The sequence below is a fragment of the Klebsiella michiganensis genome (assembly GCF_002925905.1).
GTDB classification, from domain to species: Bacteria; Pseudomonadota; Gammaproteobacteria; order Enterobacterales; family Enterobacteriaceae; genus Klebsiella; species Klebsiella michiganensis.
In genome coordinates this window covers 87,336-104,596 of the sequence record NZ_PRDB01000011.1, presented here as the reverse complement: position 1 = coordinate 104,596, position 17,261 = coordinate 87,336, and the positions used below count along the sequence as shown (strand labels likewise).

At 56.7% G+C, this 17,261-nt stretch carries 14 protein-coding genes; 9 read left to right on the top strand and 5 right to left on the bottom strand.

Annotation, left to right across the window (positions count from 1 at the left end):
* Positions 1 to 41: 41 nt before the first annotated feature.
* Positions 42 to 2,225 (bottom strand): ferric-rhodotorulic acid/ferric-coprogen receptor FhuE, encoded by a 2,184-nt coding sequence (fhuE, locus tag CDA56_RS21395; protein WP_104011421.1) that lies wholly within the window; start codon positions 2,223 to 2,225, stop codon positions 42 to 44.
* 354 nt (positions 2,226 to 2,579) lie between these two features.
* Here fhuE and hinT point away from each other — a divergent pair, with 354 nt between their 5' ends.
* The 8 genes from hinT to CDA56_RS21350 all read left to right on the top strand — a co-directional run bounded on the left by hinT (position 2,580) and on the right by CDA56_RS21350 (position 8,688).
* Positions 2,580 to 2,936, top strand: a complete 357-nt coding sequence (gene hinT / locus CDA56_RS21385; RefSeq protein ID WP_004849924.1) for a purine nucleoside phosphoramidase — start codon at positions 2,580 to 2,582, stop codon at positions 2,934 to 2,936.
* A gap of 5 nt (positions 2,937 to 2,941) precedes the next feature.
* Positions 2,942 to 3,316, top strand: coding sequence for a YcfL family putative periplasmic lipoprotein (locus tag CDA56_RS21380; protein WP_014228846.1), 375 nt, complete (start codon positions 2,942 to 2,944; stop codon positions 3,314 to 3,316).
* Positions 3,317 to 3,328: 12 nt separating this feature from the next.
* Positions 3,329 to 3,964 carry a penicillin-binding protein activator LpoB gene (gene lpoB, locus CDA56_RS21375; protein ID WP_014228847.1) on the top strand — a complete coding sequence of 212 codons (636 nt, stop codon included), beginning with the start codon at positions 3,329 to 3,331 and terminating at the stop codon, positions 3,962 to 3,964.
* Positions 3,945 to 4,763, top strand: coding sequence for a thiamine kinase (gene thiK / locus CDA56_RS21370; RefSeq protein ID WP_046876503.1), 819 nt, complete (start codon positions 3,945 to 3,947; stop codon positions 4,761 to 4,763). Before lpoB ends, thiK begins: the two co-directional genes overlap by 20 nt.
* 31 nt (positions 4,764 to 4,794) lie before the next feature.
* Entirely contained in the window at positions 4,795 to 5,805 is a 1,011-nt protein-coding gene (nagZ, locus tag CDA56_RS21365) for a beta-N-acetylhexosaminidase (protein ID WP_029946910.1), read from the top strand.
* A gap of 36 nt (positions 5,806 to 5,841) precedes the next feature.
* Positions 5,842 to 6,384, top strand: a complete 543-nt coding sequence (gene ycfP / locus CDA56_RS21360; protein WP_004849931.1) for an alpha/beta hydrolase YcfP — start codon at positions 5,842 to 5,844, stop codon at positions 6,382 to 6,384.
* A gap of 234 nt (positions 6,385 to 6,618) precedes the next feature.
* On the top strand, positions 6,619 to 7,923 hold the full coding sequence (locus tag CDA56_RS21355; RefSeq protein WP_004849932.1) for an NAD(P)/FAD-dependent oxidoreductase: 1,305 nt from the start codon (positions 6,619 to 6,621) through the stop codon (positions 7,921 to 7,923).
* A 225-nt stretch (positions 7,924 to 8,148) separates the two neighbouring features.
* The gene (locus tag CDA56_RS21350; protein WP_004131424.1) at positions 8,149 to 8,688 is read left to right on the top strand and encodes a glycine zipper 2TM domain-containing protein; all 540 of its coding nucleotides are present in this window, start codon (positions 8,149 to 8,151) and stop codon (positions 8,686 to 8,688) included.
* A 56-nt stretch (positions 8,689 to 8,744) separates the two neighbouring features.
* On the opposite strand, the gene CDA56_RS21345 is transcribed toward CDA56_RS21350, so the two are convergent.
* Together CDA56_RS21345 and CDA56_RS21340 are read right to left on the bottom strand one after the other, a co-directional pair.
* On the bottom strand, positions 8,745 to 10,922 hold the full coding sequence (locus tag CDA56_RS21345; protein WP_103814021.1) for a TonB-dependent siderophore receptor: 2,178 nt from the start codon (positions 10,920 to 10,922) through the stop codon (positions 8,745 to 8,747).
* A gap of 370 nt (positions 10,923 to 11,292) precedes the next feature.
* Positions 11,293 to 11,928 carry a TetR/AcrR family transcriptional regulator gene (locus CDA56_RS21340; RefSeq protein ID WP_004849937.1) on the bottom strand — a complete coding sequence of 212 codons (636 nt, stop codon included), beginning with the start codon at positions 11,926 to 11,928 and terminating at the stop codon, positions 11,293 to 11,295.
* A gap of 249 nt (positions 11,929 to 12,177) precedes the next feature.
* Here CDA56_RS21340 and bhsA point away from each other — a divergent pair, with 249 nt between their 5' ends.
* The gene (gene bhsA, locus CDA56_RS21335) at positions 12,178 to 12,435 is read left to right on the top strand and encodes a multiple stress resistance protein BhsA (RefSeq protein WP_004131427.1); all 258 of its coding nucleotides are present in this window, start codon (positions 12,178 to 12,180) and stop codon (positions 12,433 to 12,435) included.
* A 221-nt stretch (positions 12,436 to 12,656) separates the two neighbouring features.
* Here the strand turns inward: bhsA and ldtC are convergent, their stop codons facing one another.
* Together ldtC and mfd are read right to left on the bottom strand one after the other, a co-directional pair.
* Positions 12,657 to 13,616: a L,D-transpeptidase LdtC gene (gene ldtC / locus CDA56_RS21330; protein ID WP_014838097.1), complete on the bottom strand. Its 960-nt coding sequence runs from the start codon at positions 13,614 to 13,616 to the stop codon at positions 12,657 to 12,659.
* Between the two features lie 166 nt (positions 13,617 to 13,782).
* Positions 13,783 to 17,229, bottom strand: coding sequence for a transcription-repair coupling factor (mfd, locus tag CDA56_RS21325; RefSeq protein WP_103814023.1), 3,447 nt, complete (start codon positions 17,227 to 17,229; stop codon positions 13,783 to 13,785).
* Between the last annotated feature and the right edge of the window lie 32 nt (positions 17,230 to 17,261).

Below are 17,261 nucleotides of genomic sequence, written 5' to 3'. Positions count from 1 at the left end.
GTTAAAAGCGCGCCCGCGGCTTTTGTCACGTTAAGCAGAGATCAGAACTGATAGCTGGCCGTAATGCTGACGTTGCGCGGTTCGCCGTAGACGATGGAACCATCGACGTTGGTGTCGTAGGTTTTGTCGAACAGGTTATTGACGTTACCCTGCACAGCAAAATTTTTAGTGACCTGGTAGCGAGTGAACACATCCACCAGCGCGTAGCTGCCTTGTTCCGCACGGAACGTCCCGTACGGCGTCGCGGTATCTTTATACACCCGGTTCTGCCAGTTAACGCCGCCGCCGACGGTCAGTTCAGGCATTACCGGCAGACGGTAGCGGGTGAACAGCTTGACGCTGGTACGCGGCAGGTTGGGATTCACCGCATTGCCTTCATTGTCTTCAGCGACAAAACGCGTCGCCCCAAAGGTCATCTGCCAGTTATCGGTAACCGCCCCGTTGATTTCGAACTCCACCCCTTTGCTTACGGTACCGTCGACGGTTTTATAGGCTGCTTCGCCATTGCTGCCGGGGATTTGCCCGCCGGTCGCCTGGCCGAGGTTATCCTGCTCGATGCGGAATAGGGCGAGCGTCGTCGTTAACCGGCTGTCCATCCAGTCCGACTTCAGGCCCACTTCATAGTTGTTTCCGGTAACCGGGGTCAGGTATTTTCCGGAACTATCGCGCTTATTCTGCGGCTGGAAGACCGAGGTATAGCTGGTGTAGGCCGACCAGCTGTCGTTGATGTCGTAAACCAGCCCGGCGTACGGGGTGGTATGGTTTTTCTCCATCGTGTAGGTTAGCGTCTCGATGCTCCAGTTGTTATAGCGGACGCCAAGAATCAGATGCAGCGGGTCAAGCAGGGAAAAACGCGTCGCCGCATACAGCGACTTCATTCGCGTGGTATCGTCCTGCGCCAGGCTCTGCGGGCCCCAGCTGGTTTCCGGGAATGTCGCGCTATTGAAGCTATAGAAGCTGCCAACCTCATCGGGAAAGACGTTTGCCCACGAACTGAAATAGCGGTTGTTTTGTTTACTGTAGCTGGTGCCGATCATCAGGTTGTGCTGGCGACCAAACAGGTCGTAGCCGCCGTCGGCGAACAGGTCAACGGCGTCGACTTTACGTTTGCCGCTATTCCAGCCGGTACCGCCGACGTAATCATAGCCCGGGCCGTAGCTGCTATAGGGGCCCACCAGCATTCCGGTCGCTTTGTTGACATACGCGTCCACGTACATCATCTTGCTGTCGAACGTGATCTCAGAATGGGTGGCATTCATCGTTGCCTGCCAGGTATCGGCAAAGCGCTGTTTCAGCGTGACGAAGACCTTGTTGATCTCTTTGTCGTTATAGGCCCAGTCGGGCGCGGTGCTGTGGGCGCGATCATAGTGGTTCTTGCTGCCATCGGTATTCCAGCGAGGCAGGCCACCCCATGTCGGGCTATTCACGTCGATACGCTGATACTCGTAGCCAGCGGATAAAGCGGACGACGTACCGAGATCGGCATCAAGAATGCCGGAGAAGAACGTTTTTTCGCTGTTATAGCGATCCAGCCACGAGTCATTGTTTTGATAACCGGCGATAATGCGCGCCCGTACGCTGCCATCGTCAGTCAGCGGGCTTTGCATATCAGCAACGTAGCGCTGCTTATTCCAGCTGCCGTACTCCGCGGAGACGTTTCCCTTGAACTCCCGGCTGGTCGCGTGCTTGCGGATCATATTGACCGACGCGGCAGGGTTGCCGGTACCCGTCAGCAAGCCGTTGGCGCCGCGTACGACCTCAACCCGTTCGAAGAGGGCCATATCGGAAAGCGCGTCGCCCAAATTCCAGCGAGATTCAAACCAGGTCGGAATGCCATCGACCATATAATTGTCGATCTCAAAACCGCGGGAATAAAAGCTGGTGCGGTCTGAGTCCGCCTGGCTGCTGCTGATCCCCATGGTATGGTCCATGACGTCGCCCAGCGTTTGCAGCTGCTGATCCCGCATCCGCTGTTCGGTAATGATACTGACCGATTGCGGGATATCGCGCTGGGCCATCTCCATTTTAGTCCCGGCTGAGGTGGTTCTGACGCTGTAGTCCTGCTCTTGTGTCTCCGAGGCGCTATCTGCGGAACCTTCTACAATAATAGTGTCTTCGGACGTGCCGGCTGCCTGACTGAGGTTGGGAAAGATCGCCAGCGCGATACCCATAGCAAGCAGGGACGGCGCGTTACGCCCATCCCGAAAGTTGGTGGAGAGAGACATCATAAGCCCTTGATCGTGTGATTGTTGTTATTTGCTGCGGCGCGATGGCCGCGGTAGATCGTCAGTGCACTGTATTTGCTTTGAATGCAAATGAGAAATATACGCATTAATATTTAATGTGTAAACAAGCGGGAAAACGGCTGTACCCGGGTCTTGTTGACCGGTACCGGGGGGGCATACAGCGAAGAAACGCTTAATCCGTCAGCAGCTAAGCGCCTGGTCGCGTAAGAAAAAACGCATTCAGGTTGAAAGAGGGGGAGTAACTCGCTCATACTCTTAGGGGAATCCTGTGCATCCGCGTTTACCTGCAGAGGCAGGCCAGAGCACGGTATAAAAATTATTAAGGAATCAGTCATGGCAGAAGAAACGATTTTCAGCAAAATCATTCGCCGGGAGATCCCGTCGGATGTGGTTTATCAGGATGAGCTCGTGACCGCTTTTCGCGACATCTCTCCGCAGGCGCCAACCCATATTCTGATCGTTCCCAATATCCTGATTCCCACCGTCAACGATGTGACCGCAGAGCACGAGCTTGCCCTGGGACGCATGATGACCGTCGCGGCGAAAATCGCCCGCGATGAGGGGCTTGCCGACGATGGCTATCGCCTGATCGTCAACTGCAATCGCCACGGGGGCCAGGAGGTCTACCATGTCCATATGCACCTGCTGGGCGGCCGTCCGTTAGGCCCGATGCTGGCTCATAAAGGTTAACATTCATGCGCGCAGCCCACTTCGGCGCACTTCTGGCCGTGACGTTACTGGCCGGGTGCAGTTCGCATCCGGAAATTCCGGTCAGCGATCAGCAAAGTCTGGTGATGGAATCAAACGTACTGGCAGCGGGCATCAGCGCTGAAGTACCGACGGTGACCGCATCCGAGATTCAGGCGACGGCGACCACCCGATTGTTCAATGAACGCCAGGTACCGGTGACCGTGCATTATCGCTTTTTCTGGTATGACGCCAGAGGGCTGGAAATGCATCCGCTGGAGTCCGCGCGCAGCATAACGGTGCCTGCGCACTCTTCCGTTACGCTTTATGGCAGCGCCAATATTCTGGGGGCGCACAAGGCCCGACTTTATCTTTATCTGTAAGAGGTAATCGTAATGATTAAACTATGTCGCTATGCATTAGTTACCGCACTGGCGATATTCCTTGCCGGATGCGTGGGTCAACGTCAGGAACCCGCTCCCGTTGAGGAAGCGCAGCCGAAGCCGCAGCAGCCCGTTCAGCCGCAGCCGACTGTGCCGACTATTCCCGTGATACCTACGCAGCCGGGTCCGATTGAACACGGCGAGCAGCCAGCGCAGCCGGCGCCGCGCGTGCGTCATTTTGACTGGAATTCCGCGGTGCAGCCGATGATTGGGCAGATGCTGCAGGCCAGCGGCGTAAATGCGGGCAGCATTTTGCTGGTCGACAGCGTCAATAACCGCACCAACGGCACGTTGAATGCGGGAGAGGCCACCACGGCGCTGCGCAACGCGCTGGAAGGCAATGGAAAATTCACCCTGGTCTCGCAGCAGCAGCTGGGCGTAGCTAAACAGCAGCTTGGCCTGTCGCCGCAGGATAGCCTTGGCAGCCGCAGTAAAGCGATGGGTATTGCGCGTACCGTTGGCGCACAGTACGTGCTCTATTCCAACGCGACCGGCAACGTCAATTCCCCTGAGCTGAAAATGCAGCTAATGCTGGTACAGACCGGCGAAATTATCTGGTCAGGCAAAGGTGCTGTTCAGCAACAATAAGCTCACGCGCGACGAAGTGCTGTCGCGCTTTTTCCCGCGCTATACGCCTGTCGCCGCGCCGCCCCAAAACGGGCTGAGCGGCGGCAGCTGCATTCTCAGCGATGGTCGGCAAAAGCGGGTGCTGCGCCAGCCGCACGATCCGCATGCGCCGGCCTGCGACTTTCGCCGTCAATATCACGTTCTGTCACGCCTTCCCGATTCGTTAGCGCCCGCGCCGGTGTTTTATTCTCCCGCCTGGATGGTGGTGGAATATTGCTCAGGCGATGTGGTTAACGCATTACCGGAGTGTCCGGCGCTCGCAGGGTTACTGTATCATCTGCACCGACAGCCGCGCTTTGGCTGGCGTATCGCGCTGCGGCCGCTGCTTGAGCGCTACTGGCAACAGTGCAGCCCCGCGCGGCGCACACCGCAGTGGCTACGTTGGCACAAACGGCTGCTGCGTCGCGGCGAGCCCCGGCCGCTGCGTCTCGCCCCGTTACATATGGATGTCCATGCGGGCAACATCGTTCACGGCGAGGCGGGGCTGCGGCTGATTGACTGGGAATATGCGGGCGATGGCGATGTTGCGCTGGAGCTGGCGGCGGTGTGGATCGAGCCCGCCGCGCATCGTCGGCTAGCCGCAGAATACGCGAGACGGGCGAGCATCGATGAGCTTCAGCTCTGGCGGCAAATTCAGCGCTGGCGTCCGTGGGTGCAGCTGCTGATGGCGGGCTGGTACGAGCGACGCTGGCAGCAAACCGGTGACCGACAGTTTATTGCGCTGGCGGATGAGGTATGGCGCCAGTTAGACAAAAAGTAAAAGGATAAGAGAGGTGGATGTGGGCCCGGTAATGTTGGATGTCGAAGGTTTTGAACTGGATGCGGAAGAGCGTGAGATTCTGGCGCATCCTTTGGTTGGCGGGCTGATCCTGTTTACCCGCAACTATCACGATCCGGCGCAGCTGCGTGAGCTGGTCCGCCAGATCCGCGAGGCCTCGCGCAACCATCTGGTGGTGGCGGTAGATCAGGAAGGCGGGCGCGTACAGCGTTTCCGCGAGGGCTTTACCCGCCTTCCCGCGGCGCAATCTTTCGCCGCGCTGCTCGGCATGGAGGAGGGCGGTAAGCTGGCCGCAGAGGCCGGCTGGCTGATGGCCAGCGAAATGATCGCCATGGATATTGATATCAGCTTTGCGCCGGTTCTGGACGTTGGGCATATCAGCGCCGCTATTGGCGAGCGATCCTATCACGACGATCCCGACAAAGCCCTGGCGATAGCTCGTCATTTTATTGACGGCATGCACGCCGCGGGAATGAAAACCACCGGTAAGCACTTTCCCGGACACGGCGCGGTGACGGCCGATTCCCATAAAGAGACGCCGCGCGATCCGCGCGCGGAAGCGGAAATTCGCGCCAGAGATATGGCCATCTTCCGTACGCTGATTGGCGAGCAGCGGCTTGATGCGATCATGCCCGCTCACGTCATCTACAGCGACGTTGACCCGCGTCCGGCCAGCGGATCTGCGCACTGGCTAAAAACGGTTCTGCGCGGTGAGCTGGGATTTGAAGGGGTGATTTTCTCTGACGATCTGTCGATGGAAGGGGCGGCGATTATGGGCAGCTACGCCGAGCGCGGCCAGGCATCGCTGGATGCGGGTTGCGATATGATCCTTGTCTGCAATAATCGTAAGGGTGCGGTCAGCGTGCTGGATAACCTGTCGCCGATCAAAGCAGAACGTGTTACGAAATTGTATCATAAAGGTTCCTTTAGCCGTCAGGCGTTAAGGGATTCCGCCCGCTGGAAGACGATCAGCGCGCAGCTTGAGCAGCTTCACGCGCGCTGGCAAGAGGCGAAATCCGCGTAATAAACCTGAAAGGCGTTGTTGTCTGGTGAGGATGCGATGATTATCTATTTACATGGTTTTGACTCAAACAGCCCCGGTAACCATGAGAAGGTGCTTCAGCTTCAGTTTATTGACCCCGATGTTCGGTTGATTAGCTACAGCACGCGGCATCCCAAACATGATATGCAGCACTTATTAAAAGAGGTCGATAAGATGCTGCAGCTGAGCGCCGACGATCGGCCGCTGATTTGCGGCGTGGGTCTCGGCGGCTTCTGGGCGGAGCGAATTGGCTTTCTTTGCGATATCCGCCAGGCCATTTTTAACCCGAACCTGTTTCCCAATGAAAACATGGAAGGGAAAATTGATCGGCCGGAAGAGTATGCGGATATTGCCACCAAATGCGTGAATAATTTCCGCGAAAAAAACCGCGATCGCTGCCTGGTGGTGCTATCTCGTCAGGACGAAGCGCTGAATAGCCAGCGTTCGGCGGACCTGCTGCACCATTACTATGAGATAATCTGGGATGAAGAACAGACCCACAAGTTCAAGAATATCTCCCCGCATCTCCAGCGCATAAAAGCCTTCAAAACCCTCGGCTAAACGCGCGCCGGCCCGCAATGTGAAAACATCGCGGGCTTTTTTTATTCATTTTTGCGATTCTGCGCTCAAAAAATATGCGGTAAAACTTGATGCATATCAATTTTGGTATGACCAATGCACCGTTCATGTTATTCTCGATCTCGCTGAATGGTTTCACTGCCGTAACCTGTTGTTAATTAAAGGTTATATGTATAACTTTTAGTTAACAATTGGTTAATAATTTTAGGGGGTCGCGTGACTACGCCATTGAAAAAAATAGTGATTGTGGGTGGTGGTGCCGGTGGGCTGGAGCTGGCTACCCAGTTGGGTAAAAAGCTGGGCCGTAATAAAAAGGCCAAAATCACGCTGGTTGATCGTAACCACAGCCACCTGTGGAAACCGCTGCTGCATGAAGTGGCGACCGGTTCACTTGATGAAGGTGTAGACGCGCTGAGCTACCTTGCTCACGCCCGTAACCACGACTTCCAGTTCCAGCTGGGATCGGTGGTGGATATTAACCGTGAAACCAAAACGATCACCCTCGCCGAGCTGCATAACGAGAAGGGCGAGCTGCTGGTGCCCGAGCGTAAGCTGCCGTACGACACGCTGGTCATGGCGCTGGGAAGTACGTCGAACGACTTCAACACGCCTGGCGTGAAAGAGAACTGCATCTTCCTCGATAATCCGCATCAGGCGCGTCGTTTCCATCAGGAAATGCTGGATCTGTTCCTCAAGTATTCGGCGAACCTCGGGGCGAACGGCAAGGTGAATATCGCCATCGTCGGCGGCGGCGCGACCGGCGTTGAGCTGTCGGCCGAGCTGCACAATGCGGTGAAACAGCTGCACAGCTACGGCTACAAAGGTCTGACTAACGAAGCTCTGAACGTGACGCTGGTTGAAGCTGGCGAGCGTATTCTGCCCGCGCTGCCGCCGCGCATTTCCGGCGCCGCGCACAGCGAGCTGACCAAGCTTGGCGTCCGCGTATTGACCAAAACCATGGTCACCAGCGCCGATGCAAACGGTCTGCACACGAAAGAAGGTGAATTTATCAACGCTGACCTGATGGTCTGGGCGGCCGGGATTAAGGCGCCGGACTTTATGAAAGAGATTGGCGGTCTGGAGACTAACCGTATTAACCAGCTGGTGGTCGAACCGACGCTGCAAACGACGCGCGATGCGGATATTTACGCCATCGGCGACTGCGCGTCCTGCGCCCGCCCGGAAGGCGGTTTTGTCCCGCCGCGCGCTCAGGCTGCGCACCAGATGGCGACCTGCGCCCTGCACAATATTCTGGCGCAGATGAAAGGTAAGCCGCTGAAAGCTTATACCTATAAAGATCACGGTTCGCTGGTGTCGCTCTCTAACTATTCCACCGTGGGCAGCCTGATGGGCAACCTGATGCGCGGTTCAATGATGATCGAAGGTCGCATTGCGCGCTTCGTCTATATCTCTCTGTATCGCATGCACCAGATTGCGCTGCACGGCTACTTTAAAACCGGCCTGATGATGCTGGTAGGACGTATCAACCGCATTATTCGTCCGCGCCTGAAGCTGCATTAATGTCTCTGGGCGGCAAAGCCAGAAGGTTTTGTCCGCCCGTTTGCTTTTCGTATTAAGAGACTCATAACCAGAATATCCTCCTTTCCTTGCCGGAAAACCCTCTCAGATTCCTCCGAATCCCGTTGATTTGCCACACGTTCACGCACTTTTCATCCGCTTTCTTATTTGCAAGCCTGATGCCTGGATTGCAAAATTACGGGCAATAGCAACGAAGGAGGAAGTCCCGTGAATAAATCAATGTTGGCGGGTATAGGAATTGGCGTGGCTGCCGCGCTGGGCGTCGCAGCCGTTGCCGGTCTTAACGTGTTAGATCGCGGCCCGCAGTATGCACAGGTAGTGTCCAGTACGCCGATAAAAGAGAGCGTCAAAACCCCGCGCCAGGAGTGCCGGAACGTCACCGTGACCCATCGTCGACCGGTGCAGGATGAAAACCGCATCGCCGGATCCGTGCTGGGCGCGGTGGCCGGTGGGGTTATTGGCCATCAGTTCGGCGGCGGACGCGGCCGCGACGTTGCCACCGTCGTGGGCGCGCTGGGCGGCGGCTATGCCGGTAACCAGATTCAGGGTTCAATGCAGGAAGGGGATACCTACACCACGACGCAGCAGCGCTGCAAAACGGTGTACGATAAATCAGAAAAAATGCTCGGCTACGATGTCACTTACAAAATCGGCGACCAGCAGGGCAAAATCCGTATGGATCGCGACCCTGGTACGCAAATCCCGCTGGACAGCAATGGCCAACTGATTCTGACTAACAAAGCGTAAAAAAGATGTGTATCTTTATTCGCCCCTCAGGCTCTCTGGCTGAGGGGCTTTTTTTATCAGAAGCTCAAAGCGTAGTTCAGGCCGAAGGTGCGTCCGCGACCTTTATACTCGTAGAGAGAGCTGCTGCCGTAGGTCGGGCTATACAGCAGCGGCGCGCGCTGGCCCCAGAGGGTGACATAATCTTCATTGAGCAGGTTCTCAATGCTGAAGGTCAGCTTGCCGAGAGGGAGCGCGTAGCTGCCGATAAAGTCTACCGTATTGTAGCCGTCGAGCTTATTGCCGCTGGCATCGCTGATATCAAACACCTGCTGGCTCTGCACCCGCAGCGACCACGGCTCCGGCGCCCAGCCAACCCACGCGGTGGCTTTTGACGGCGAGGCGAGAGTGACGTCCCACTTCTGCCAGCTACCGTCGCTTTTCACCTGCGATTTCAGTACGTTAAAGTTAGCTCCGGCGCTCCAGTCGCTGTTCGGGAAGTAGTAGTCCACCGCGCCCTCTACGCCATAAATACGACGTTTATCGGACTGCACATCGATGGTCATATCGGTACGGTTAACGACGATCGTTTTATCGGAGGTCGAGTAGTAAGCCGCCAGCTGAGTGCGCAGATTATCGCCGGTGTAGCGCCAGCCCAGTTCGTACGAGTTAACTTTAATTCCCTGCAGCGGCGAATCGCCAACGTTCACGCTTGAGAGAAGCGGAAGATGGCCGTTGACCGCCGCGCCGTACTTACCGATGCCGTAGTATTTGCCCGGATCCGGCAGCTCAACGCCCTGAGAGAAGTTAAACCAGGTCTGCTGACGATCGGTGAGATGGGCAACAATCCCGGCGTTAAACAGGAAGTTGTCGTAATCGGTTTTTCCGCCCGGAATGGCATCCGCTGAGCTGACCTTGCCGCTGGCGACATCCTGCTGCTGGGCATAGCCGACAAAATCATCGACCCGGTTTTCCGTCCACTGATAACGTACGCCGCCGCTGATAGTGAAGATGTCGTTCAGGTCATAGCTGGACTGCAGGAACGGCGCCAGGTTGGTAATGCTGTAGCCGGGATAACGGCCGGTGGTGTAGATAGCCTGGTTATTCAGACCGCCGGAAGATATAGACTGGCCCAAATCGAAGAACATCTGATTGGCGTTGAAGGTTTCGTGGTCGGCGTCCACTCCCCAGGTCAGATCCCAGCCATCCAGCGGCTGGCTATTCAGGGTGATCTTCGCGCCGTACTGATCGGTATCCTGTTTTGAAGAGGAGAAGCTGCTGACCTGGCCTTTGCTGAGCGTAGGGAAAGGGTAAAAAGTCAGGGATTCACCACGATAATAGACCTGGCTGACCAGATTCTGGCCGAGGAAATCGGCATCGGAATACTGCAGGCTTATCAGGTGACGTTCGGTGCCGGGGACGCGGTCGGAGTTCAGGCCATCGGTGGTAAAGGCTTTGCCGTCGCCGGTCACCGCCGACATATTTTTCCCGAGGTACAGACCGTAATCGTCGCCCTGGCTTTTATAGTACTGGGTTACCAGCTGCAGCTGACGGTTCTCGTCAATCTCAATGGTTCCCGTTCCCATCACATCCAGGCGGTCGGAATGTTGAAGCCCGGTCTGGGTATTATCAAGGATCAGCGCATCATTATTGCCATCATACCAGCCGCCAAAACGCTGATAGGCGACCGATAAACGGCCGGAAGCGTGGTCGGTACCGCCGCTGACCGCTGCCGCCACGCGTTCATCATGATCGTTGCTGTTGGCAAAACCGGTTTTGCTCCCCAGCTCCAGGTCGACCTGGCGCTCCTGCTGGCCCTTTTTGGTGACGATATTAATAAGGCCGCCGGTACTACCGCCGCCGTACAGCGATGTGGCGCCGGAGATCACCTCGATATGCTCAATGTTAAACGGATCGATAGAATCCAGCTGGCGGCTGTCGGTACGGGAGGAGTTAAGGCGAACGCCGTCAATCAGCACGACAATCGCGCGGCCGCGCATATTCATGCCGTAGTTGGTGCGTCCCTGGCTGCTGACGTCGATGCCGGGGATCAGCTGCGCCAGCACGTCTTTAAATTCTTTTCCGCCCTGAACTTGCTGTTCAATTTCCTGGCCTTCGATAACCCAGGTGGTCTGGGCCATTTCAGCGACGGTGCGGTGCGTTCGGTTTGCGCTGACGATCATGCTGTCATCAGCGGCCCAGGCGGGCAGGGCGGTTGCCAGCAGCAGTGGGTTAAGCACCCAGAGACGCTTGTTCATGCTCATTCCTTTTATGAGTTTATGCCCGTCATTCTTCAAGTTGCAGGTGTGTTGACTGCGGATTACTCGGCCCATCCATGGGCCTCGCCCCTACGGGGCCAGCGCTAGCGCAGATCAAGGCACAAGCGCCATGTCCTGCAACTCGAATTATTTAGGGCTTACGATATCGTTGTTTTCGTTATTCGGTACGGGCGTACCGGTTGTTACATGGTGAAATATACAGAAACGTTTAAGACTGAATTTTGCCCGTATTGATTATTGTTATCAATATCATTCTCGCGAAATGAACAAAATAAATGACTGAAAACATTGCGTTATGTAGGGATAAAGGGGAGGGGAACCGGTGGGGAGCCCACCGGTAAGCGAGGTCTTAGCGCTGAAGAACCTGGGGCCACAGACGCAGCGTGGTCTCGGCGATTTGCATGATTTTAGTGAAGTCGGCGCCTTCGCGGGCGCTGATCGACATGCCTTGTAATATGCAGTTGAGGAACTGCGCCAACTGACGTACGTCACCGTCTGGCGGCAGCTCGCCGCGCAGCTGCCGCTGCTGGAGAAACTGCGTTAGCGTCTGTTCCTGCATTGCGTGCCGGGACTTAACGGTATTGGCGATATCGGTGGACGCCGCCGCCAGCGCTGCGGAGGTATTAATCATAAAGCAGCCTGCCGGCGTTTCTTTGCTGGTAAAGCAAGTCGCGACGGCGGTGAAGTAGTCGCGTAATGCCCGATCGACGCTTTTCTCTTCGTCAAAGAGGAGCGCTTCGTGCCTGGCGGCAAAACGCGCGATGTAGCGATCCAGCACCGCGCGAAACAACCCCTCTTTATTCACAAATTCCGCGTAAAGCGTAGGCGCTTTTGCGCCCGTCGCCTCCACTAAATCGGCGAGAGAGGTCGCTTCATAGCCGTGCTGCCAGAAGAGTGTCATGGCCTTATCCAGCGCCGCTTCCCTGTCGAACACTTTAGGTCGGCCACGGCTTTTTTTCGTGCAACTTTGAACGTCAGTTGTCATGGTGCCGCTGTACCTGTGTTGGTTTGTTGAAAGGGCATTATAAAAATAAACCTTACGTGCTACCAGCGATGTTGCTCTAAAAATAAATAATTCATATATGTATGAATTTTAAGCTGTTTATAAATAGTTAAACGGTCGTTATAAAAATAGTTTGACGTGTGATGTGGATCACATTATCATTTCCCTATCGATCGTTAATTAAATGCGTTCGCCCCTACAAAAACATTCATCTGCACAGGTATAACAATCATGAAAAATGTTAAAACACTCGCTATCGCCGCTGTTCTTAGCTCACTCTCTTTCGCCAGCTTCGCCGCTGTAGAAGTTCAGTCAACGCCGGCGGGCCAGCATAAAATCGGTACCGTTTCCGCCTCAGCCGGGACCAACCTGGGTTCGCTGGAAGATCAGCTGGCGCAAAAAGCGGAAGAGATGGGCGCAACCTCTTACCGTATTACGTCCGTAACCGGTCCTAACACCCTTCACGGGACTGCGGTTATCTACAAATAATTTGTTGCGCTACCCCTGTTATGCCACTGACTACGCGCGGATCTGACCCCCTTCAGCAGTCCGCATAAAGTAAGAAGTACGTTGTTCTCTGACGAGAGGCGGTGCCCACCCCTTATATGGCGCCGCAACCCGCAGAAAAGCAGGACCCTGTTTGATTATTGCCATAAAAAAACCGCCTCAGTGAACTGAAGGCGGTTTTTTTTCGTCGGCAGTTTAGCGAACTAGAGCGACTGCTCCGTTACGCGATGGTGGCGGGTGACGTCAATCGGCATGCCCGAACGCAGCATCATCGCGCGTTCCATTACCTCGGTGTCGGTCAACTGTGCCTGCTTAAACGCCTGCATGCTGTCGGTAAGGGTAATGGGCAGCGTCTGCGGGTCGTCATCAATATGTTTTGACAGCGGCTGATGGACCTCCACCAGACGGGTGCCGTTCGGCTCCACGGACACCTTGATTGGCGTATTGATAATCGTCACCCTGGTGCCAGGGGTGATTTCGTTGTACAACGCTTTGATGTCGTCATCGCGCAGGCGAATACAGCCGGAGCTGACGCGCATGCCGATGCCGAAGTCGGCGTTGGTGCCGTGCAGCAGATACACGCCGCCGTACGCCGCCAGGCGAATAGCGTGGTGCCCCATGGGATTATCCGGGCCAGCGGGCATGACGGCGGGCAGGTCAATGCCCATTGCTTTATAGCGGGCGCGAATATTGGCCGTCGGCGTCCAGGTCGGGTTGGCGCGTTTGTCGGAGACGGTGGTGACCATCGTCGGCGTGATGGTGTCGCCGCCGAGCTGACCAATGCCGATAGGATAAACGGTCACTTCACTTCTTCCTGGCGGATAGTAATAAAGGCGAAGTTCGGCCAGGTTAAGGACTAATCCTTCGCGCGGCGCGTCGGGCAGCAGGGTTTGCAGCGGAATTGTCAGCACGCTACCGGCTCGTGGAACATACGGATCCACCCCGGGGTTAGCCTGGAGCAGGGCCAGAAAACCGACGTTGTACTTTTTGGCGATCGCTTCGAGCGAGCCGCCGTTGTTCTCGACGACATGAAACTGGTTTTGCCCGACCAGACGGCTACCCGGAGGCGGCAGGGGCCAGGTATTGGCGCGAGCGGGCAGCGCCAGCGCGGCGGCGATAGCTATCATCCCCAGCCAGAGAGAAATTCGCGTAAAGCTTTTCATCACCCTAATTCCATAATAAGTAAGTGGTTATTTTTATACGAAAAGTCCCTGAGATTATGGCGAAGAGAGTGTCTGGAAGTTCAGAGGGATTGCAAAATGTTTGTAAATTTTGCCGAACAAGTGGGGAAGGGCGGGATACGACGCACAGGCCGTATCCCGCCTGCTATCAGGCGGCGGCGTTCTCTTCGAGCTGGCGCATAAACTGGCGCACCCACTCCATCCGCGTTTTACGCTCGGCAAGGTCCTGCGTAAACCTGAGGCGCGTTGGGCCATCCAGGCGATAGTGCTGAGGCTGCTTTTGCAACAGGCCAATTAGCCACATCGGGTTCACGTTATTCTTCTCGTTAAACTCAATGGTGCCGCCCTTTTCGTTGCTCTCCAGCTTGCGGATCCCCAGCTTCTGCGCCTGCTGGCGCAGTCGGGCGATATCGAGCAGGTTTCTTGCCGGATCGGGCAGCAGGCCAAAGCGATCGATAAGCTCGACTTTGATCTCCTCCAGCTCATTCTCGTTCTTCGCACTGGCAATGCGTTTGTAGAACGACAGGCGCGTATTCACATCCGGGATAAAGTCGTCCGGCAGCAGCGACGGCATCCGTAGCTCAACTTCGGTCTGCTGACTGGTAAGATCCTCCAGCGAGGGTTCGCGGCCTGCTTTCAGCGCGTCAACGGCATTTTCCAGCAGCTCCATATAGAGGGAGAAGCCGATGGTTTCCATGGAACCGCTCTGATCCTCGCCCAGCAGTTCACCCGCGCCGCGAATTTCGAGGTCATGCGTTGCCAGCGCGAAACCAGCGCCGAGATCTTCCAGCGATGCAATAGCCTCAAGGCGTTTTTGCGCATCGGTGGTCATCGCCTTCGGATGCGGCGTCAGCAGCCAGGCATAGGCCTGATGGTGCGAACGACCGACGCGACCGCGCAGCTGGTGCAGCTGTGCGAGACCGAAGTGATCGGCGCGCTCGATAATAATGGTGTTCGCCGTTGGAATGTCGATCCCGGTTTCGATAATGGTGGTGCACACCAGCACGTTAAAGCGCTGGTGATGGAAATCGTTCATCACCCGTTCGAGTTCGCGCTCGCGCATCTGGCCGTGACCGATGGTAATGCGCGCTTCCGGCACCAGCTCCGCCAGCCTCTCGGCGGCTTTCTGGATGTTTTCCACGTCATTATAGAGGTAGTAAACCTGGCCGCCGCGCAGTACCTCACGCAGGATCGCCTCGCGGACCACCAGCGCGTCATATTCGCGGACGAAGGTTTTGACCGCCAGACGGCGGGCGGGCGGGGTGGCGATGATCGACAGATCGCGCATACCGCTCATCGCCATATTCAGCGTACGCGGAATAGGCGTGGCGGTCAGGGTCAGGATATCGACGTCGGCGCGCATCGCCTTGATGCGCTCTTTATGGCGCACGCCGAAGCGGTGCTCTTCATCAACAATCAGCAGGCCGAGATCGCGCAGCTTAACGTCCGGCTGCAGCAGTTTATGGGTGCCGATAAGAATATCGACTTTCCCTTCCGCGACCTGCTCGAGGATCTGCGCCTGCTCTTTGGCGCTACGAAAGCGCGAGAGCATCTCGATGCGCACCGGCCAGTTGGCGAAGCGATCGCGAAAGTTATCGAAGTGCTGCTGGGCGAGCAGGGTAGTCGGCACCAGCACCGCCACCTGCTTATGGTTTTCAACCGCCAGAAACGCGGCGCGCATCGCCACTTCCGTTTTGCCGAAGCCGACATCGCCGCACACCAGTCGGTCCATCGCCAGCGGCTGACACATATCGCTTAGTACGGCGTTAATAGCCTGCGCCTGATCGGGCGTGGTCTCGAACGGGAAGCCGTCGCAGAACAGCTGATATTGCTCTTTATCATGTTTAAACGCGTAGCCCGCTTTCGCCGCACGCTGGGCGTAGATATCCAGCAGTTCGGCGGCCACGTCGCGCACTTTCTCGGCCGCTTTCTGCCGCGCCCGCGCCCAGACGTCGCCGCCCAGTTTATGCAGCGGCGCATTCTCTTCCGCGCCGCCCGCATAGCGGCTAATCAGATGCAGCGACGACACCGGCACGTACAGTTTGGCATCGTTGGCGTAGGTCAGCATCAGGTATTCGCCGTTGATGCCGCCCGCTTCAAGGGTGGTCATTCCGGCGTAGCGCCCAACTCCATGCTCAAGGTGCACCACCGGTTGGCCGATATGCAGCTCCGCCAGGTTACGAATCAACGTATCCGGATTGATGGTGCGGCGAGAGTCCTGACGACGGCGCGCGACGCGCTCGCCCAGGAGGTCGCTTTCGCAAATCAGCGCCAGATTACGCTGGCTATCGACGAAACCGTGCTCGGCGGCGCCGATCATCAGATAGCGGCCATTACCCGTCGCCTCTTCAAGACGCAGGATATGCTTTGGCGCGATTTTAATACGCGCCAGCATTTCGCCAAGCGCCTCTCGACGCCCCTCGCTCTCGACCGAAAAAATCACCGGCCCGCTGAAGGACTCGAGGAATCGGCGCAGGTTATCCAGCGGCGCTTTGTTCTGCGCCTGGATCGCCAGCTCGGGTAATTTCTGATAACCGAGATTGGTGTTGGCGGCTTTTTCCGCCAGACGCTCGGTTTTGAGCTGGACGCGCGGCCATTTTTTGAGCTCGCTAAACAGCTCATCGCTGCGCAGCCACAGCTGTTCCGGCGGCAAAAGCGGGCGCATCGGGTCGACGCCGCGGTTTTCAAAGCGGGCGCGGGTTTCGTTCTGGAAGCGTTCGGCGCTGGCCTCCAGATCGCCGGTATTAACGATCAGCGTTTTCGCCGGGAAATAGCTGAACAGCGGCGGCAGCGGCTCGTTAAAGAACAGCGGCTGCCAGTATTCGATTCCCGCGGGTAGCGTGCCTTTACTGACCTGCTGATAAATATGCTCGGCGTCGCGTTTGACCTCAAAGCGGTCGCGCCACTGGCTGCGGAACAGCTCGATAGCGGCCTGATCCGTCGGGAATTCGTGCGCCGGAAGCAGGTTAATGCTGGCGACTTCCTCCAGCGTACGCTGGCTGTCGACGTCGAACAGACGCAGGCTGTCTATCTCATCATCAAAAAAATCGAGGCGGTAGGGCTGCTCGCTGCCCATAGGAAACAGGTCAAGCAATGCGCCGCGCGTGGCGTACTCGCCGTGCTCCATCACCTGGTCGACGTGACGATAGCCGGCGCTATCCAGCTGGGAGCGCAGCGCATCCCGCGACAGGCGCTGGCCTTTTTTCATCACCAGCGCGTGGCCGTGGAGGAAATTATGCGGACAGACGCGCTGCATCAGGGTGCTGACCGGGATAATCAGTACGCCGCGTTCCATCGTCGGGAGCTGGTACAGGGTGGCGAGACGGGAAGAGATAATGTCCTGGTGCGGGGAAAAGCTATCGTAGGGGAGGGTTTCCCAATCCGCCAGGCCCGCCACCATGCTATCGGTAAACTGCCTGATTTCATCATTCAGACGCAGGGCGTTTTGCATATCGGGGGCAATCAGTACCACCGGTCCGCCGTGGCGCTCGGCCATTTCCGCCACCAGAGTGGCGCAGGCCGCGCCGGTCAGTTCGCCAATCTGGCGCTGATCGCCGGCTTTAACCGGCAGAGAGTATCGGTATTGTTCAGGCATAGACGGTATCATGATCTCTTGGGTATTCGCTC